15 protein-coding genes are annotated in these 18,413 nt (G+C 56.1%); 5 read left to right on the top strand and 10 right to left on the bottom strand.

Annotated elements, in window-relative coordinates; all coding sequences use genetic code 11:
- Nucleotides 1-4: 4 nt before the first annotated feature.
- A complete protein-coding gene (gene aaeA, locus ACWHWP_RS21435) occupies nucleotides 5-937 on the bottom strand; it encodes a p-hydroxybenzoic acid efflux pump subunit AaeA (protein WP_059312144.1) in 933 nt (310 codons plus the stop codon).
- Nucleotides 938-944: 7 nt separating this feature from the next.
- Nucleotides 945-1,148, bottom strand: coding sequence for a p-hydroxybenzoic acid efflux pump operon protein AaeX (gene aaeX, locus ACWHWP_RS21440; protein ID WP_003860416.1), 204 nt, complete (start codon nucleotides 1,146-1,148; stop codon nucleotides 945-947).
- A 179-nt stretch (nucleotides 1,149-1,327) separates the two neighbouring features.
- On the opposite strand from aaeX, the gene aaeR reads away from it, so the two are divergent.
- Both aaeR and ACWHWP_RS21450 read left to right on the top strand, forming a co-directional pair.
- On the top strand, nucleotides 1,328-2,254 hold the full coding sequence (gene aaeR, locus ACWHWP_RS21445) for an HTH-type transcriptional activator AaeR (RefSeq protein ID WP_023616809.1): 927 nt from the start codon (nucleotides 1,328-1,330) through the stop codon (nucleotides 2,252-2,254).
- A gap of 219 nt (nucleotides 2,255-2,473) precedes the next feature.
- Nucleotides 2,474-3,088 (top strand): YagU family protein, encoded by a 615-nt coding sequence (locus ACWHWP_RS21450; protein ID WP_063957245.1) that lies wholly within the window; start codon nucleotides 2,474-2,476, stop codon nucleotides 3,086-3,088.
- 45 nt (nucleotides 3,089-3,133) lie between these two features.
- On the opposite strand, the gene tldD is transcribed toward ACWHWP_RS21450, so the two are convergent.
- The 8 genes from tldD to csrD form a co-directional block, all read right to left on the bottom strand.
- Nucleotides 3,134-4,579, bottom strand: a complete 1,446-nt coding sequence (tldD, locus tag ACWHWP_RS21455; RefSeq protein WP_047347665.1) for a metalloprotease TldD — start codon at nucleotides 4,577-4,579, stop codon at nucleotides 3,134-3,136.
- 84 nt (nucleotides 4,580-4,663) lie between these two features.
- Nucleotides 4,664-8,464 (bottom strand): AsmA2 domain-containing protein YhdP, encoded by a 3,801-nt coding sequence (gene yhdP / locus ACWHWP_RS21460; protein ID WP_447856347.1) that lies wholly within the window; start codon nucleotides 8,462-8,464, stop codon nucleotides 4,664-4,666.
- A gap of 42 nt (nucleotides 8,465-8,506) precedes the next feature.
- Entirely contained in the window at nucleotides 8,507-9,976 is a 1,470-nt protein-coding gene (gene rng / locus ACWHWP_RS21465) for a ribonuclease G (RefSeq protein WP_010436156.1), read from the bottom strand.
- A complete protein-coding gene (locus ACWHWP_RS21470) occupies nucleotides 9,966-10,559 on the bottom strand; it encodes a Maf family protein (protein ID WP_059312140.1) in 594 nt (197 codons plus the stop codon). Before ACWHWP_RS21470 ends, rng begins: the two co-directional genes overlap by 11 nt.
- A gap of 9 nt (nucleotides 10,560-10,568) precedes the next feature.
- Nucleotides 10,569-11,057, bottom strand: coding sequence for a rod shape-determining protein MreD (gene mreD, locus ACWHWP_RS21475; RefSeq protein WP_023309399.1), 489 nt, complete (start codon nucleotides 11,055-11,057; stop codon nucleotides 10,569-10,571).
- Nucleotides 11,057-12,073, bottom strand: a complete 1,017-nt coding sequence (mreC, locus tag ACWHWP_RS21480) for a rod shape-determining protein MreC (protein ID WP_023309400.1) — start codon at nucleotides 12,071-12,073, stop codon at nucleotides 11,057-11,059. Before mreC ends, mreD begins: the two co-directional genes overlap by 1 nt.
- Nucleotides 12,074-12,135: 62 nt before the next feature.
- On the bottom strand, nucleotides 12,136-13,179 hold the full coding sequence (gene mreB, locus ACWHWP_RS21485) for a rod shape-determining protein MreB (protein ID WP_000913396.1): 1,044 nt from the start codon (nucleotides 13,177-13,179) through the stop codon (nucleotides 12,136-12,138).
- Nucleotides 13,180-13,461: 282 nt separating this feature from the next.
- Nucleotides 13,462-15,402 carry an RNase E specificity factor CsrD gene (csrD, locus tag ACWHWP_RS21490; RefSeq protein WP_059312139.1) on the bottom strand — a complete coding sequence of 647 codons (1,941 nt, stop codon included), beginning with the start codon at nucleotides 15,400-15,402 and terminating at the stop codon, nucleotides 13,462-13,464.
- Between the two features lie 182 nt (nucleotides 15,403-15,584).
- Between csrD and acuI the strand changes: the two genes are divergently transcribed.
- From acuI to msrQ, 3 genes are all read left to right on the top strand, one after another.
- The gene (acuI, locus tag ACWHWP_RS21495) at nucleotides 15,585-16,559 is read left to right on the top strand and encodes an acrylyl-CoA reductase (NADPH) (RefSeq protein WP_447856350.1); all 975 of its coding nucleotides are present in this window, start codon (nucleotides 15,585-15,587) and stop codon (nucleotides 16,557-16,559) included.
- 77 nt (nucleotides 16,560-16,636) lie between these two features.
- Nucleotides 16,637-17,638: a protein-methionine-sulfoxide reductase catalytic subunit MsrP gene (gene msrP / locus ACWHWP_RS21500; RefSeq protein ID WP_447856352.1), complete on the top strand. Its 1,002-nt coding sequence runs from the start codon at nucleotides 16,637-16,639 to the stop codon at nucleotides 17,636-17,638.
- Nucleotides 17,639-18,238 carry a protein-methionine-sulfoxide reductase heme-binding subunit MsrQ gene (gene msrQ / locus ACWHWP_RS21505; RefSeq protein ID WP_059312136.1) on the top strand — a complete coding sequence of 200 codons (600 nt, stop codon included), beginning with the start codon at nucleotides 17,639-17,641 and terminating at the stop codon, nucleotides 18,236-18,238.
- Nucleotides 18,239-18,413: the final 175 nt, after the last annotated feature.

The following is an 18,413-nucleotide window of genomic DNA, read 5'->3' on the forward strand; positions in this document are numbered from 1 at the left end:
GCGATTAACCAAACTCGCGCAGGCGATGGGCGATTTTACGGAAGATCGAGTCCTGGCTGGCATCCCTGTCTTTTTCACCGGTAATCACCACCGTGGCGGTGGTCCCCGCAGGCCACAGATTTCCCTGCTGCTCGTCCAGGTGGATACGCACCGGCACGCGCTGGGCCAGACGCACCCACTCCAGGTTGGAATCCACCGTTGCCATCCCTTTAGCATCGTTAGAGCTGCTGGAGTTGGTCACCCCCGCGGCGACGCTGTCGACGGTGCCTTTAAAGACGCGGTTGCTGCCAAGCGGCGTGATTTCCGCCCGGTAACCTGGGCGCACGCCTTCCAGCTTGGTCTCTTCCATATAGGCGAGCACGTAGAAGGAGTTCTGCTTAACCAGCGCCACGGCGGTTGAGCCGCGGGTGATAAATTCCCCGGCATAGACGTTAAGGTTGGTGACCCAGCCATCGGACGGCGCGCGGATCACCGTGCGCTCGAGATCGAGCTTCGCCAGGTCGCGCGTCGCTTGCGCTTTCGCCAGCTGGTGTAGCACGGTTTGCAGCACGTTGTTGGACTGGTCAATCTCTTCACGGGACATTGCCTGCACGCCCAGCTGGTTACGGCGGCCTGCCTCACGGCGCTTCTCAGCTGCCAGCGCCTGGTAATAGGCGACATCCGCTTCCGCCTCTTCCAGCGCTTTCTGGTAACGAGGCTGGTCAATGGTGAACAGGACCTGATCTTTTTTCACCAGTTGGTTATCGTGAACGTTAACCGCCGTGATAAGGCCGGCTACGTCGGGCGCTATCGCCACGACGTCGGCGCTGAAGCGCGCATCACGCGTCCACGGCGATTCTGTGTAATAGACCCAGGCGCGGAAAATAGCGATGAAGGCGAGGATTACCAGCGCCATCGTAATGGCAGTGCGGGAGATTTTTCTTGTTAGCGTTTTCACATCAACCTCAGACAAACATGCGCGATATCAGGTAAAACAGGCAGCAATACAGCGCGGTATTGAACAATGCAGGATGCCAGACGAAATCGTAGATCCCGGTAGGGACCAGCACCTTGCGCACCAGCCAGAAGATCGCCAGTGATAAAAGAAGCTCGAAAAATATCGGTGGGAACGACAAACCGAACACCACGATAACGGGAAACAGACTCATGTTGACCTTGATAAGAGAGAGTGCAGGCTTCAGAATTTTTTAGCGCACGCCACCGCAGGAGAGCAAGAAACGCCGGGCGAGAATGGCGCAGCCGTTATGTAATTAATAGTATATTAACGTAACTGTTATGCTGTTATCTATAATATGTGATCTAAATCACTTTTAAGCCAGAGTGAACAATGGAACGTTTAAAACGCATGTCGGTCTTCGCCAAAGTGGTCGAGCTGGGCTCTTTCACCGCAGCGGCACGCCAGCTTCAGATGAGTGTCTCATCCATTAGCCAGACGGTGTCCAAACTGGAAGATGAGCTTCAGGTTAAGCTGCTCAACCGCAGTACCCGCAGCATTGGGCTGACGGAAGCGGGTAAAATTTACTATCAGGGCTGTCGCCGCATGCTGCTTGAAGTGCAGGATGTTCACGAACAGCTCTATGCCTTTAACAACACCCCCATCGGCACGCTGCGCATCGGGTGTTCTTCAACTATGGCACAAAATGTTCTCGCTGCCATGACCGCGGATATGCTGAAAGAGTACCCCGGGCTTACCGTCAACCTGGTGACGGGCATCCCGGCGCCGGATCTGATTGCCGACGGCCTGGACGTGGTGATCCGCGTCGGCGCGCTGCAGGATTCCAGCCTGTTCTCACGTCGGCTGGGCAGCATGCCGATGGTGGTTTGCGCCTCAAAGAGCTATCTGGCGCAGTACGGCGTTCCGGAAAAGCCCGCCGATCTCACCAACCACTCGTGGCTGGAGTACAGCGTGCGGCCCGACAATGAATTTGAGCTGATCGCCCCGGAAGGGATCTCCACCAAACTGCTGCCGGAAGGCCGGTTCGTCACCAACGATCCGATGACTATCTCCCGCTGGCTGGTCGCCGGGGCCGGGATCGCCTACGTGCCGCTGATGTGGGTGATCAACGAGATCAACAGCGGCGTACTGGAGATCCTGTTCCCTCGCTATCAGTCCGATCCGCGCCCGGTGTACGCCCTGTACACCGAAAAAGACAAGCTGCCGCTCAAAGTGCAGGTGTGTATTAACTATCTGACCGAGTATTTTGTGGACGTGGCGGAGCTGTTTCAGGGGATGCGGGGAAGAAGGAAGGAATAATCGATTAATTCCTGAAAGTATATGCGTTATTAATATTTCCCGGATGAAACATACATTCATCCGAGAATATTTCCCCTCCGCTATCAGGAATAGCGAATTGACACTGCCGCTGCCTGCCCTTTACCTTATAAGCAGTCTGCCATTCAGACTGTTATTAATTTGTTGCTGATTTGAATAATAAAATGTATTCCGCAGGATGACGTTAAACAAGGAAAAGAAATGAATATATTTGAACAAACACCGCCCTCACGCAGGCGCTATGGACTCGCCGCGTTCATCGGTTTAATTGCAGGGATTGTCTCCGCGTTTGTCAAATGGGGAGCCGAGGTGCCGCTCCCGCCACGAAGCCCCACCGATTTATTCACCGCCGCGTGCGGGCCTGAACAATTAATAAGAGCCTCAAGCCAGATTGATTGTTCCCGTAATTTTTTAAACCCTCCCTATGTATTTTTACGCGACTGGCTGGGCGTCGTTGATCCTAACGCGGCGGTTTATACCTTTGCCGGTCATATATTTAACTGGGTTGGCGTAACACATATTATTTTCTCAATCGTGTTCGCTGTAGGGTATTGTGTAGTTGCTGAAGTCTTTCCGAAAATTAAACTCTGGCAGGGTTTGCTGGCGGGTGCGTTAGCCCAGCTTTTTGTTCATATGATCTCCTTCCCTCTGATGGGGCTGACACCACCGCTGTTCGACCTTCCCTGGTATGAACACGTATCAGAGATCGTGGGTCATCTGATCTGGTTCTGGTCGATCGAAATCATTCGCCGCGATTTACGCAACCGCATTACCCACGAGCCGGATCCGGAGATACCGCTGGGTCAATTACGTTAAAAAAAAGGCGCTACTCGGTAGCGCCTTTTTTTATGTGAACGCAGATCAGGCCGTGCCGCCCACCGTCAGGTTGTCCACTTTCAGCGTTGGCTGGCCCACGCCAACCGGCAGGCTCTGGCCCTCTTTACCGCAGACGCCCACGCCGTTATCCAGCTTCAGATCGTTACCGACCATGGAGATCTGCTGCATCGCTTCAATACCGGAGCCAATCAGCGTCGCGCCTTTTACTGCTTTGGTCACTTTGCCTTTCTCGATCAGATACGCTTCTGACGTGGAGAAGACGAATTTACCGGAGGTGATGTCCACCTGACCGCCGCCAAAGTTTGGTGCAAAGATACCGTAATCAACGGACTCGATAATCTCCTGCGGCGTGGATTTGCCCGGCAGCATATAGGTGTTGGTCATGCGCGGCATTGGCAGGTGCGCATAGGATTCACGACGACCGTTACCCGTTGGCGCTACGCCCATCAGGCGCGCGTTGAGTTTGTCCTGCATATAGCCTTTCAGCACGCCGTTTTCAATCAGCACATTGTACTGGCCTGGCGTACCTTCGTCGTCGATAGCCACCGAGCCACGGCGATCGCGCATGGTGCCGTCATCCACAACGGTGCACAGCTCAGATGAGACGAGTTGCCCGATCTGGCCGCTGAATACGGACGTACCGCGACGGTTAAAATCGCCTTCCAGACCGTGCCCTACCGCTTCGTGCAACAGCACGCCCGGCCAGCCGGCACCCAACACCACCGGGAATGAGCCCGCCGGTGCCGCGACAGCATTCAGATTCACCAGCGCCATGCGCACGGCTTCTTTTGCCCACGCGTCAGCGCGCGCTTCACCGTCAACATCCCCCAGGAACCAGTCATAGCCGAAACGGCCGCCGCCGCCGCTTGAGCCGCGCTCGCGTTTACCGTCGTCATCGACCTGCACGCTGATAGAGAGACGCACCAGCGGACGAACATCCGCCGCCAGAGTGCCGTCAGTGGCCGCAACCAGAATCAATTCATAAACGCCGCTCAGGCTGGCGGAGACTTCCTGCACGCGTTTATCGGCAGCACGCGCCACTTTGTCGACGCGGCGCAGGATATCCAGCTTCTCTTCGCGGCTCATGCTCTGCAGCGGATCGATGCTGGTATAGAGCGCAGAGTGAGACACTTCGCCCAGGGTTTTCACGCGACCATCACCGGTATCGCGCACAATGGTACGCGCTGCCTGCGCGCTCTGCTCTAGTGCGGCCAGGCTAATCTGATCGGCATAGGCAAAACCGGTTTTCTCGCCGCTGACGGCACGAACGCCAACGCCCTGGTCGATGTTATAAGAGCCATCTTTGATGATGCTGTCTTCTAAAACCCAGGATTCGTGATAGCTCGACTGGAAATAGAGATCGCCGTAGTCGAGACGGCGTTCGGTCAGTTGACCAAGAATGGAGAACAGGTCCTGATGGCTCAGGCCGTTCGCTGCGAGCAAATGTTCACTTACCAGGTTCAGACTCATCGTATTGCTACTCGTTCGTTGCCGCCCGTGGCGGTATAAAGATCGTATTTATTGAGAGTGAGGCAATTACCTGCCCACGTCAAATCATTGCTGTGCATCTTTGCGCGGCTGGCGCAGCACCTCGTTAATCTGCGGTTTATCCACCGGACCGGTAATGCGGTAGCGCAGAATGGAGACCTTGCTCCAGAGCGGCCCCAGCACTTTACTGGCGGCAAACACCGCCGCACCGACAATCGGGTTCACCACAAAGGCCGCCGCTACGCCCACGCTCGCGGAAATTTCCGGCGCCACCACGGCTTCCATATCCAGCTCGCGACGCATGAGGTTGACTGAGCCTTTCATGGCGATATCCGCTTCCAGGCCGTCCACCAGCGTATCGTCCGTATGCAGAACGCCGTCTTTGATCCACGCCGTACTGCGGATGGAATCGTAGTAGAAACCTTCGTTGAAGGTATCGCTGAAATCGAAGCGCAGCTTGCGCAGCAGCGCATCAAAACTCAGCAGGCGCAGGATCTGCCCGGCGCGCCCCGTGCTCACGTCGGCGATTTCACCTTTGCCGAAGCGGGTTTTCAGAATGCCGTTCAGCGAGGCCTCATCTGGCGTCCACGGCGCGGCGCGCCAGTGAAGATCGTAATCGACGTCAAATGACGAGCCGCGCAGCGGCGTGCTGACACCAAAGAAATTGGCCGCTGCATCCAGCTTGTTACCTTTAATGTCGCCTTTCAGAGACGTACGCTGCTCGCCGGGGTTATTCACCCATTCCCCTGCGGCCGTCATCCGGCCAAAACCGGTATCAACCAACCCGCCAGAGAGCGTAAGCGTGTTTCCCTGGATGGCAAAATCACCGTCGATACGGCCATATTTTTGCCCCCACAGCCAGCACTCCGCACAGCGCAGCTGGAGATCGGGCCAGCCGCTAAAATCGATGCGGGATGTCTTACTCAATGGCGACGTTTTTGCCGGCTGGTCTTTCCCACTCGCGCTTGCCGGGTTGTAGTAGAGATAGCGGATCGCCGCCTGCCACGGCGCGTTATTGCGCATGGTCAGCGTACCGTTGATCTCTCTGCCCTGGGCCTCCACCTTCGAGCCGTTAGCGGTGGGCTGTGAAACAATACTCAGGTTGTTCCACTGCTGTCCGCCCAGCATCAGCGACGGCGTGCGTACGGTAATGGCCTGCGGGAACTGAGCGGTTTGATCGACGTTTTGCCCAACGCCTTTCTGGAACAGCGCCAGCCACTCCGCACCGTCCATCGGCGGGAGATTCAGCTCAACGCCCGCCTGCTCCGGCAGCGGCGGCGTGGAGCGGCTATCCGTCGTCCATATGGCTTTGTCGAGGGTGAGCTTGCGGTTAAGCAGCCAGCGGCTGTTAAAGTGGTTCGTCCCGCCCGCGCTTCCGGTCAGCTCGAAGCTGTTCAGGTTGCCATCAACGTTCAGCTTCACCGGCAGCGGCTGTCCGGCCTGTTTATCCAGCGGCGCAGGCAGCTGGCTATGAAGGTTTTTCAAATCGCCGGTGATGTCGACCTGATAATGCGCACCCGCGTGATAAGGCAGCTCTATAGCGACTTTGCCCTGCCAGGCGACCGCACCGTCCACGGATCCCTCAATGGCCTTCGGAAGAACATCCATACGCGATGGCTGCCAGCTACCGTCCAGATTGACGGCCACCTGATAAGCCTTTTCCCCCTCGGTAGTCGTGAAGTCGATATTCACGGGCTGATTAAACCAGCTGGCGGTAAGCGTCTCGCTCTTCAGGTTGCCGTTCTCAAAGCTGAACTGCCCGCTGAGATTTTTCAGGGTGCTCTCAAGGGGTTTGATGTACAGGCTGTTATTCTTCAGACGGACGTCGCCTTTGGCGGTGGTCATTTCACCGTCCAGCGGGATATCAAGATGTAAGCGAGCATTCACATCACCATCAAGCTGCAGCTGCTGCAGAGTCGCCGCCAGCGATTCTTTCAGCGGCGTCTCCTCAAAGTACGGTCCCACCGCTTTGCCCGGCCCGCTGATGTCGGCATCAATGAGCAGTTTCTCTTTTGAATAATCCGGGATGTTTGCCGTCAGGTTGCTGGCCGTCACGCCGCCCAGCGCAACGCTGTCTGACTTCATCCACAGCCCGTCATTGAGAAAGTTAAGCTCGATGTCCAGGTTTTTCAGCGCGGGCCAGCCTGGCTGGAACGCGAAGGTGGCGTTGTGTAACGGCACCAGCACCTGGAACTGACCTTCATTATGCTTGTACGGGAAAAGATGCGGATTACCGCCGTAGGCCAGCGTGGCACTCTCGGCCTGACCGCCCTGAATTGCACCGCTCAGATAGTCCACCAGCGCTTTACCCATCAGGTTTTCCGGGAAATAGCGCCAGGCCTGAGAACCGTCACTGGTGCTAATGCCGGCCAGAATACCCAGCCACGGCTCTTCACCTTCTGGCTGCAGATAGCGGAAATCGCCGCGCGCATGCACCGCTTTGGCTTTAACGTCGATATGGCGGCCATCAAGCTGGAAACCTTTATCGTTACGGAGCCAGTTTAGCACCGCGCTGCCCTGTTCAATTTCCAGCGGCGCGCGGAAGACAGTTTCGTAAGGCATTCTGGCGTCGTGCATATCAACCGTCAGCCTGCCGTTCTCCACGCTGCCTTCCAGCTTGCCGCTAAAGTGCTCCGCACCCGGCAGCAGCTTCCACTGCTTCCAGGCGAGATCTTTCCACGTTGCCTGGAAACGGGTTTTTTCTGTCGCCTGTAGCGGAATATCCAGCGCCAGGGCGTCTATCTTCCCGCTCGGCTGCGTGGCCAGCCAGATCTCACCAAGGTCAGGCGAGAGCTTTGCTGCCATGGAGCGCAGCCCTTCAATGGCGGCCAAATCCAGGTTACTGGCACGGATGCGCAGCTCGTCGCTGCGTTTGCTGGCCGCACCGCCAACGTCCTGCTCCGGCATCCAGGCCAGCGTCAGCGCACCGCGCGGCCACGGCTTATCGTCCATAGTGATGCGCGTGTCCGGAATGGCGAACTGCCAGCCCTCTTTCTCCTGCGTGACGTGCGCGGTGAGGTTATCAACGGAAAGCTGATGCTGCTGTTTTTCACCTTTCCAGCTTGCGCCCCCCTGCTTGAGCCAGATATCACCGCTGGCAAATTCCCCTTTCGTCAGGGTCAGCCAGCCTTCAAGGCTGAAACGGGCCGTTTCCAGCTGCATATTTTGCTGGATCCAGTCGCCCAGCCACGGCTTCACATCCACATCGTCGGCCTGTAGCCAGACTTTGCCGTTGTTAAGCAAGCCGTCATCGTCCCGCAGATCCATGCGCACCTGCATCACGCCGTGCTGGCCGTTCAGACTTGAGAGACTAACCTGCCCCTCGGCGCGGTGCCGATCTTTGCCGTTGAGCCAGGTCAGCTGGGGGATCGCGAGCTCGGCGCGCTGGCCAGAAAGGGTAATAAAGCTCACTTCGCTGTCGCGCAGGTCGAAATGATCGAACTGGCGGAGGAAGAGATCGCTGAAGCGGTTGGCTTCAAGCCCCTGACTGCTATCGCCACCAGACAGCGGCGTGTTGGTCAGAAACTGGAGTTGATAAAAGGTGAGATCGCGAAACTGCCAGCGCAGATGCAGCAGACTTTGCCAGACGTCCAGCGCCAGGGTCACGCGTTTAATTTTGAGGTAGCCGCCGTCTTTCAGGCTGGCATTGATATCCCGGACATCAAGCGTCGGGCCAAAATTCTGCCAGTTGGCGCTGAGCTGGCTTACGTTCACCGGCACGCCAGTGGTGGATTCGATTTTTGCCAGCAGCTGCGGACGCCAGCTGTCCAGATGCGGTAAAACGAGGCGTAGCCCGCTCACGAGCAACGCGACAATCACGACCAGCGTTGCCCCTGTAAGCAATAAAATCCCCGGCAATCGCCTCACGCATCTCTCCTTGTCAGCTTTCGTCACGCAGCGTACTGCGTCTTACATCATCACGACGTCGAACTGCTCCTGGTTATAGAGCGGTTCAATTTGTACTTTTACCTGTTTGCCGACAAAGATTTCCACTTCCGCCAGCGCGTGTGACTCTTCGCCTTTCAGCGCTTCAGCCACCGCAGGGGAAGCATAGACCAGAAAACGATCGGAGTCGTAGGCATGATGAACACGAACGATCTCACGCATGATTTCGTAGCAGACGGTCTCAACCGTCTTTACCGTTCCGCGTCCATGGCAGGTTGGGCATTCATTACACAGCACATGCTCAACGCTTTCACGGGTACGCTTGCGCGTCATTTCCACCAGCCCCAGCTGTGAGAAACCGTTGATGCTGGTTTTCACGCGATCTTTACTCAGCGCCTGCTCAAGCGAGTGCAGCACGCGGCGGCGATGGTCTTCATTACTCATATCGATAAAGTCGATGATGATAATGCCACCCAGGTTGCGCAGACGAAGCTGGCGCGCAATCGCCTGGGTGGCTTCGATGTTGGTATTGAAGATAGTGTCATCCAGGTTGCGATGGCCAACAAACGCGCCGGTGTTGATATCGACGGTGGTCATCGCTTCGGTCTGATCGATGATCAGATACCCGCCGGATTTCAGCTCGACCTTACGCTCCAGCGCGCGTTGGATCTCGTTTTCAACATCATAGAGATCGAAGATCGGCTGACGCCCTGAGTAATGCTCCAGCAGGCCGGGCATCTCGGGGATATATTCGGCGGTAAACTCCAGCAGAGCTTCATAGGTCAGGCGAGAGTCCACGCGAATGCGGTCGAGCTGCGCATCGGCAAAATCACGCAGAACACGCTGAGCCAGGGCCAGCTCGCCATAGAGCTGGTAGCGGGTCTGGTTGCGTTTCTTACGCTCCATCACTTTGGTCCAGACGCGCTTCAGATAGGCCGCATCAGACGCCAGGTCTTCTTCGCTGATCCCTTCCGCGGCGGTACGGATGATAAACCCACCCTGCTCATCGCAGTAGGCGCTGACCACTTTTTTAAGACGCTCGCGCTCGGTTTCGCTCTCTATACGCTGCGAAACACCCACGTGCGACGCGCCGGGCATAAAGACCAGATAGCGGGAAGGTAAGGTGATGTCGGTGGTCAAACGCGCGCCTTTGGTACCGAGGGGGTCTTTCACCACCTGTACCATCAGATCCTGTCCCTGACGCACCAGCTCAGAAATATCGCGCACGGCAAACTGCTTTTGCTCTTCGCCCGCAACGCACTCGGTGTGCGGCATGATATCGGAGGCATGTAAAAATGCCGCCTTATCCAGTCCAATATCTACAAAAGCCGCCTGCATACCCGGTAGTACACGACTGACACGACCTTTGTAGATATTGCCTACTATTCCGCGCCGCGCTTCACGCTCAATATGAATTTCCTGAAGAATGCCACCATCAATATAGGCCACACGGGTTTCCGATGGCGTTACGTTTACCAACAATTCAGCCGTCATAATTATCCCTTCCCTCACGCAGTGAGTTAAAATTGCTCAGCAACTCATACGTTTCCACCAGCGGTAAGCCGACTACGGCGTGATAGCTGCCATGAATCTTCCTGACAAAACAGCCACCCAGCCCCTGAATACCGTATGCACCTGCTTTATCCATCGGTTCACCGCTGGCAATATAAGCGGCGATGTCGTCGTCGGTAAGTACTCTGAACGTCACGTCCGTCACCACCAGGCAATCCAGCACGTGCTGGCTGTCAGCCAGCGCGACGGCCGTCATCACCTGATGCGTTTGTCCGGACAGTTTGCGCAGCATGCGCGCCGCATGAGCGGCGTCGCGCGGTTTCTCAAGCACTTCACCGTTAAGGATAACGATGGTATCTGCCCCCAGCACGGGAAGATCGCGTGGCACGCTGGCTACGCCAGCCTGCGCTTTCTCGCGCGCCAGGCGAGACACGTACTGTTGAGCACTTTCGCCCTCAGCACGTTTTTCTTCAATGCCGGTCACGATGCGTTCAAAAGACACCCCTAGCTGCGTCAGGAGTTCCTGACGGCGCGGGGAGCCGGAAGCGAGATACAAAGACGTCATAGAAACCTTTTATTGCACAGCAAACTGCTGGCGAACCTTACGCATCAGCAGGAACAGCCATGGCCAGAGCACACCGTTTACTACACTACTCCAGAACACTTCCGGTCGGAAAGAGACGTTGATCACTAAAAACTCTGCCCAGAAAACAACGATATCCGCCGCGAGCGACAATAGCATCACCACCAGGGCCTGTTGCCAGAGCGCAAGGTTACGAAAGAGCTGGAATTTGAGAGCGACGAGGTACGCAATAATGCTCATGGACAAGGCACGCACGCCAAGCGTAGAGCCGCTAATGAGATCCAGTATGGCACCCATCACAAAACCTGTGCCGACATTTACGCGATGCGGCAGGGCAAGGATCCAGTAGAGCAAAATGAGCAATACCCAGTTAGGCCGGAAAACGAGAATGTCATCCGGCCAGGGCATCACTTGCAGTAACAGTGCGATGAGAAACGAGAGCCAGATGACCCAGCGTCCCTGGCTACGATAGCTTGCCACTACTGCCCTCCCGAAGAGAGTTTAGGCGGTGGCGGCGCATCCGGCAGCGGCTGCGTTAACCCTGTTGCCGGCGCCGGGACTGGCGCAGGTGGCCCCATGGAATCCGCAGGCGGGAGAACCTGCGGCATCATCTGCATCAGGCGTTCATTCGCCACACGATGCACCTCTTCAGGCGTCATCGGGTTAGCACCATTGCGATCGGCACCCCACAGCAGCAGCAGATAGCGCAGACGCTGTAAACCGGCGGTTGGACGCGCCTGAATCACGGTATAGGCACGCTGAGTATCCAGCTTCACTGACGAGACCACCGCAACCGGATAGCCTTCAGGGAAGCGTCCGCCCAGACCGGAGGTCACCAGGACGTCGCCCACGCGGATATCCGTGTTAGCAGGCAGGTGTTCCAGCTGCAGATCGTCCGTACAGCCGTTACCGGCCGCAATCACACGAATATCGTTACGCAGAACCTGGATCGGCAGCGCGTGCGTGGCATCGCAAATCAGCAGCACGCGGCTGGTCAGTTTGGCCACGGCAACAACCTGGCCCACTACGCCTTTATCACTGATAACAGGCTGACCTTCATACACGCCGTTTACGCTCCCTTTGTCGATCACAACCTGATCGCTGTAAGGGTCGTTTACGGTTGAGATCACCTGCGTCACCATTTTCTGCTCATCCTGACGCAGCGGCGAGCCGAGCAGCTCACGCAGACGCGCATTTTCCTGCTTATACTGCCCCAGCATCAGCAGCTCGCTGTTTTTCAGCAGCAGTTCCTGACGTAATGCCCGGTTTTCGAGTTCGAGTTGGTCACGCGAAGACAGCGTTTGAGAAACGGAGTCGAGTAGTTCACGGGGACCATTTGATACAAAGTAGAAAGGACTGACGGCGGTATCCATGTACGTTCTGATTTGGCTGAACGTACCGAGGCGGCTATCGGCAATAATGACCCCAAGCGCAACCAGAACCGCCAGAATGAGGCGAAACTGTAGCGATGGGCCACGGCTAAAAATTGGCTTCATAGGCTATGCGTATTCTCGCGTCAGAGAGAAAGGGTAGCAAATTGCTACCCTCTCAAACTCGACTACTCTTCGCTGAACAAATCGCCGCCGTGCATGTCGATCATTTCCAGCGCCTTGCCACCACCACGGGCGACGCAAGTCAGTGGATCTTCTGCAACTACGACAGGAATACCTGTCTCTTCCATTAACAGGCGGTCGAGGTTACGCAGCAGCGCACCACCACCGGTCAGAACCATACCGCGCTCGGAGATGTCGGACGCCAGCTCTGGTGGGCACTGTTCCAGCGCAACCATTACCGCGCTCACGATGCCAGTCAGTGGTTCCTGCAGTGCTTCCAGAATTTCGTTGGAGTTCAGGGTAAAGCCGCGTGGAACACCTTCAGCCAGGTTACGACCGCGAACTTCGATCTCACGCACTTCATCGCCCGGATAAGCAGAGCCGATTTCGTGTTTGATACGCTCTGCGGTAGCTTCACCGATCAGAGAGCCGTAGTTACGGCGCACGTAATTAATGATGGCTTCATCGAAGCGGTCACCACCGATACGTACGGAAGAGGAGTACACTACGCCGTTCAGAGAGATAACGGCGACTTCAGTGGTACCACCACCGATATCCACCACCATAGAACCGGTAGCTTCAGAAACAGGCAGACCTGCACCGATTGCCGCAGCCATTGGCTCTTCAATCAGGAACACTTCACGTGCACCTGCACCCTGGGCAGATTCACGAATTGCGCGACGTTCAACCTGGGTTGCGCCAACCGGCACACACACCAGAACACGCGGGCTTGGACGCATGAAGCTGTTGCTGTGAACCTGCTTGATGAAGTGCTGAAGCATTTTTTCAGTCACGAAGAAGTCAGCGATAACGCCGTCTTTCATTGGGCGAATGGCGGCGATGTTGCCAGGGGTACGACCCAGCATCTGCTTCGCGTCATGACCCACTGCGGCCACGCTTTTCGGCGAGCCTGCACGATCCTGACGAATGGCCACAACTGAAGGCTCATTCAATACGATGCCTTGTCCTTTTACATAAATAAGGGTATTCGCGGTACCCAGGTCAATGGACAGGTCATTGGAAAACATGCCACGAAATTTTTTCAACATACTAAGGGATAATCCTGAAAGCTGGGGCGGAAAACAAAATCCGCTTACTTTACCAACCACACGCAGCAGCGACAAGGCGCAAAAATCATCTGCAACGGTGAAAATTTGTGCAGTACGTTTCCTGATGTTACAAAATCATCCCCTGACTCCCTCAGGGCTGAGTAAACAGTAGCGTTCCCCACTGACATTTGTAACCCGTTAAAGGTCGTTCACTGGCTTTTTGCTCGACATACTCAAAGCTACAGGCGCGATATTCTACGTGAAAACAGCGTAAACGGCAGGTCAAACAGAGTATCTTTGCAAATATTTTTTCACGTTGGTGTCAAGCGGTTGAGAGGCAGCAAAAAAATCCCCCTGACCACCCATAACACCGCGCTCTTTTAACATCTGCCATTCGCTTCTGGAGCGCACGCCCGTAGCAAACACTTGTGTCCGCGTTCCCTTGCATGCTTCTACCAGACTCTGTACCAGCAGCTGGTTTTCCGTACGCTTCTCAATATTCCTCACCAGGCCTGGATGTAGCTTTAATAACTCCACATCCAGCTCCTTGATCCAGTTGGTACTGACCAGCGTTAAACCTGCCTGCGTCACCGCGACACGCGCGCCGAGCGCATTTATCAAACGTACCACCGGGCGTAACCGGCTGATGTGTTGACCTACATCCGCCTCAGCAAGTTCAAAAATAATGTGTTTGCGTTGCGATTTTTCGCATTGCATTAATGTATCACGCAGCCAGCGCTGAAAACGTGGGCGTATTAACGACTCCACGGTGACCTGTAACGCGAGGTTTTCTTCAGGCCAGAAGGATAAAAACGGAATCAGTCGGGTAATTTGCTGGCGGTCATACTCTTCGGACAGCCCAAATTGCAGCACCATCGGCAGATATTCCGCAGAGATAACCTCTTCCGTGCCGTCAAAAATACGACACATCAATTCACGGTGGTGGACGTTGCCATTTTTCATGACCGCGGGTTTTTGATAAATGCGAGGCCCGCCGCGGCTAAGCATTTGCTCAATCAGCGTTCGCCAGCGCACGTTGCCGCGCCCTTTTTCCGGTAGCGAGTCATCATAAACCGCCCACCCGTTCGCCCCCTGCAGAACGGCGTTGCGGGTGGCGGCTTCGGCGTGCTCCATCACCTGTTCTGCCGATTGTCCGCCGCGCCAGGCGCAGATCCCCATGTGCACCATATCGTCCCTGTCGAGCATTTTGCTCTGCGGCAGCGCATCCACCGCCTTCAGCAGCTGGCTGGCGATGCTTTCAGACTCCTTCAGCGTGCGATGAGGCAGCAATACGGCAAAGTCGCTGCGGTGATAGCGGGCCAGCAGCGCCCCCGGGTAGCGCATAATAAAGGTGGAGAGCAGGTTAATCAGCGTAAAGAGATTTTCTTCCGCGGCCCGCTGTCCCCAGGTATCGCGCAGGAGATCGAAATCGGGCAGGCGAATCATCATCACCACCCCGTGTGTTCCCACCTTTTCCGAATCGTCGAGCAGCGTGGCGAGCTGATTATCAAAGAAAAGGCGGTTGTTCAGGCCGGTTTTATTATCCTGCGCGGCATACGAGCGGATCAGCGTATCCATACGGCTGCGCTGGTCGCTGGCAAACTGGATTTCTGAGAGTAGCGTATCCAGCGCGCTGCTGGCGCGTGAAGGCCATTCATGAACCGAGCCGCGCACCTGTGGGCCGCGTTCACCGTTAAGGATCCGCAAGGAGCGGAGCTCCAGCAGCTCCTGACCAGAAAGCTGGCGCCGCAGCCAGCGGACCGCGAGAAAGATCAGCAGGACAATAAACACCACGGCGACGGTGAGCGGCGCGGTGGTCATCATGGAATGGAAATAGCTGGCCATCGGATCGAGATAGACCATGTGGATGGTCATGCCCGGATTTTTGAGGGAGTGCACCGTCACTTCCCGGTACTGGCTCACCACGCCCGCGGGGCGATAGCTTCCCTGGCGTTCATGGCTTAAAACGCGATGCTTTCCCTGCTGAATGTCGATCTGAACAATATCAACAGGTACCATCAACTCATCGAGCTCGCGGGAGAGCGCCGGCAGCGGCGTCGTCAGCAGACGCGTATCAATCACCGATGCGACAGACTGTACCCGGTTGACCAGCTTGTCCTGAATGGCGTTGTAAAAACTCAGAGAGCAGCCCAGAAGCGTGACAAAAATGGTCAGCCCCGTCAGCAAGGTGATAAAAGCTGAGAACTTCGTCGTTAATCGCATCCTTGAGATTACTCCGTGGGTTGATGGGGTAGCGAGTAAGCGCTAACTTGCATTTCAAATGCGGCATACTACCAAACCTGGTGTATCTGGCAATTTATTGCGTTAAATCGGCACTGCGTTTCCCTAAGCGAGTATAGTCTTCAGAAATTATTTTCCAATCATCTGAGTCGAGAGGACCCCGTATGCAGGCTTTGATCTTAGAACAGCAGGACGGCAAAACGCTTGCCTCAGTGCAGGCGGTTGAAGAGGGTCGCCTGCCGGAAGGCGAAGTAACCGTCGACATCGACTGGTCCAGTTTAAATTATAAGGACGCGCTGGCTATCACCGGTAAGGGTAAAATCATCCGAAATTTCCCTATGGTGCCGGGAATTGATTTCGCTGGCCGGGTTCATACCAGCGAGGATCCGCGCTTCCATCCGGGCCAGCAGGTGCTGCTTACCGGGTGGGGCGTCGGTGAAAATCACTGGGGCGGTCTGGCAACGCAGGCGCGCGTTAAGGGCGACTGGCTGGTGCCGATGCCGAAAGGCATGGATGGCCGCAAAGCGATGATTATCGGCACGGCAGGCTTTACCGCCATGCTGTGCGTGATGGCGCTGGAAGATGCGGGCGTCCGCCCTGAGTCGGGTGAAGTTGTCGTCACCGGCGCCAGCGGTGGCGTCGGCAGCACGGCCGTAACGCTGCTGCACAAGCTGGGCTATCAGGTCGCTGCGGTGTCGGGTCGCGAAAGTACCCACGATTACCTGCGTCAGCTCGGTGCCAGCCGCATTCTTGGCCGCGACGAGTTTGACGAAACCCGCCCTCTGGAAAAACAGGTCTGGGCAGGTGCGGTGGATACCGTCGGTGATAAGGTGCTGGCAAAAGTGCTGGCGCAGATGAACTACGGCGGCTGCGTCGCAGCCTGCGGACTGGCCGGAGGATTTGCCCTGCCAACCACCGTGATGCCGTTTATTCTGCGTAACGTACGTCTGCAGGGTGTGGATTCCGTGATGACCCCGCCAGCCCGTCGTCTTGAAGCCTGGGAACGGCTGGTGCGCGATCTGCCGGAAATCTTCTATTCCCAGAGCGCAACGGAGATTACCCTCAGCCAGGCGCCGGAATATGCCAGTAAAATCATGGACAATCAGTTCCACGGTCGCGCGCTGGTGAAAATCGCCTAATCTTCAAATTTTCGTGACATATTCGCGCGAATCCCTCTCCTCCGTCATGCTTAGAAAAACGCATGACGGAGGATGCCATGAAAAACCGAAAACTGACGGAAGCCGACGTAACGTCTGAGTCTGTCTTTATGTTACAGCGCCGCCAGATCCTGAAAATGCTTGGCATCAGCGCCACCGCGCTCACGCTCTCACCGGCGGCACACGCCGACCTGCTCGACTGGTTTAAAGGTAACGATCGGCCAAAGGCGCCTTCCGGCGCACCGCTCACCTTTACGAAACCCGCCCAATGGCAAAATAAACTGACGCTCACGCCGGAAGATAAAGTTACCGGCTACAACAACTTCTACGAATTTGGTCTCGACAAGGCCGATCCTGCAGCCAACGCAGGCAGCCTCAAAACCGATCCGTGGACGTTGAAAATCGAGGGCGAAGTGGCAAAACCCCTGACGCTGGACCATCACGATCTCACCACCCGTTTTCCCCTCGAAGAGCGTATCTATCGCATGCGCTGCGTGGAAGCGTGGTCAATGGTGGTGCCCTGGGTAGGCTTCCCGCTGCATAAACTGCTGGCGATGGCTGAGCCCAACAGCAACGCAAAATATGTCGCTTTTCAGACGCGTTATGCGCCGGACGAGATGCCAGGGCAGAAAGACCGGTTTATCGGCGGCGGGCTGGAGTATCCCTATGTTGAAGGGTTACGTCTCGACGAAGCGATGCATCCCCTTACCCTGCTGACCGTCGGCGTTTATGGCAAAGCGCTTCCACCGCAGAACGGCGCCCCCATCCGTTTAACCGTACCGTGGAAATATGGCTTCAAAGGGATTAAATCTATCGTCAGCATTAAGCTCACTCGCGAACGTCCGCCAACCACCTGGAATCTGGCGGCGCCGGACGAATACGGTTTCTTCGCGAACGTGAATCCGCATGTGGATCACCCACGCTGGTCGCAGGCAACCGAGCGTTTTATCGGTTCCGGCGGCGCGCTGGACATCAAGCGCCAGCCTACGCTGCTGTTTAACGGCTACGCGGATGAAGTGGCCTCTCTCTACCGTGGGCTGAATTTACGGGAGAATTTCTAAGTGCGTTTAACGGCAAAGCAGATTACCTGGCTGAAGGTGCTGCTGCACCTGGCCGGGTTACTTCCTTTTATATGGCTGTTCTGGGCCGCCAGCCAGGGGCTCTTTAGCGCAGATCCGGCCAAGGATATTCAGCATTTTACGGGTCGGATGGCTCTGAAATTTTTGCTGGCGACCTTGCTCGTCTCGCCGCTGGCGCGTTACGCTAAACAGCCATTATTGATACGAACCCGTCGGCTCTTGGGGCTATGGTGTTTTGCCTGGGCGACGCTGCACCTTACCAGCTATGCCCTGCTGGAACTGGGTATTAACAATCTGGCGCTGCTGGGCCGCGAACTGGTGACACGTCCTTATCTGACGCTGGGTATCGTGAGCTGGCTGGTTTTACTGGCGTTAGCGCTGACGTCTACGCAGTATGCGCAGCGTAAGCTGGGCAGGCGCTGGCAACTGTTGCACAACTTCGTCTATCTTGTCGCGATCCTCGCCCCCATTCATTACCTGTGGTCGGTGAAGATCCTCTCGCCTCAGCCAGTCCTTTACGCACTGGCGGCCGTGGCGCTTTTAGCATGGCGTTACAAGAAGTTCCGCCAGTGGTTGCGATAGTTCGCGAAACTGTGCGTTTTCCCGCAGATTCCCCGTCAACCGCAAATCTTTTTCGGATAGCGGTTGATAATCTTCCCTGATAAGACCAGTATTTAGCTGCTAAATGCTACGAAATCGTTATAATGTGCGACCTTGGTTCGCCTGACAGCGGTTTTAAGCCTCTGAAAAGGTGACA

The organism is Enterobacter sp. WI-ESBL-E8 (assembly GCF_053364895.1).

Excerpts from the sequence above, each read along its gene's own strand:
- aaeR (WP_023616809.1), top strand. The coding sequence starts at position 1,328 with ATGGAACGTTTAAAACGCATGTCGGTCTTCGCCAAAGTGGTCGAGCTG.
- acuI (WP_447856350.1), top strand. The coding sequence starts at position 15,585 with ATGCAGGCTTTGATCTTAGAACAGCAGGACGGCAAAACGCTTGCCTCA.
- aaeX (WP_003860416.1), bottom strand. The coding sequence starts at position 1,148 with ATGAGTCTGTTTCCCGTTATCGTGGTGTTCGGTTTGTCGTTCCCACCG.
- ACWHWP_RS21450 (WP_063957245.1), top strand. The coding sequence starts at position 2,474 with ATGAATATATTTGAACAAACACCGCCCTCACGCAGGCGCTATGGACTC.
- ACWHWP_RS21470 (WP_059312140.1), bottom strand. The coding sequence starts at position 10,559 with ATGACGTCTTTGTATCTCGCTTCCGGCTCCCCGCGCCGTCAGGAACTC.
- tldD (WP_047347665.1), bottom strand. The coding sequence starts at position 4,579 with ATGAGTCTGAACCTGGTAAGTGAACATTTGCTCGCAGCGAACGGCCTG.
- rng (WP_010436156.1), bottom strand. The coding sequence starts at position 9,976 with ATGACGGCTGAATTGTTGGTAAACGTAACGCCATCGGAAACCCGTGTG.
- csrD (WP_059312139.1), bottom strand. The coding sequence starts at position 15,402 with ATGCGATTAACGACGAAGTTCTCAGCTTTTATCACCTTGCTGACGGGG.
- msrP (WP_447856352.1), top strand. The coding sequence starts at position 16,637 with ATGAAAAACCGAAAACTGACGGAAGCCGACGTAACGTCTGAGTCTGTC.
- mreB (WP_000913396.1), bottom strand. The coding sequence starts at position 13,179 with ATGTTGAAAAAATTTCGTGGCATGTTTTCCAATGACCTGTCCATTGAC.
- mreC (WP_023309400.1), bottom strand. The coding sequence starts at position 12,073 with ATGAAGCCAATTTTTAGCCGTGGCCCATCGCTACAGTTTCGCCTCATT.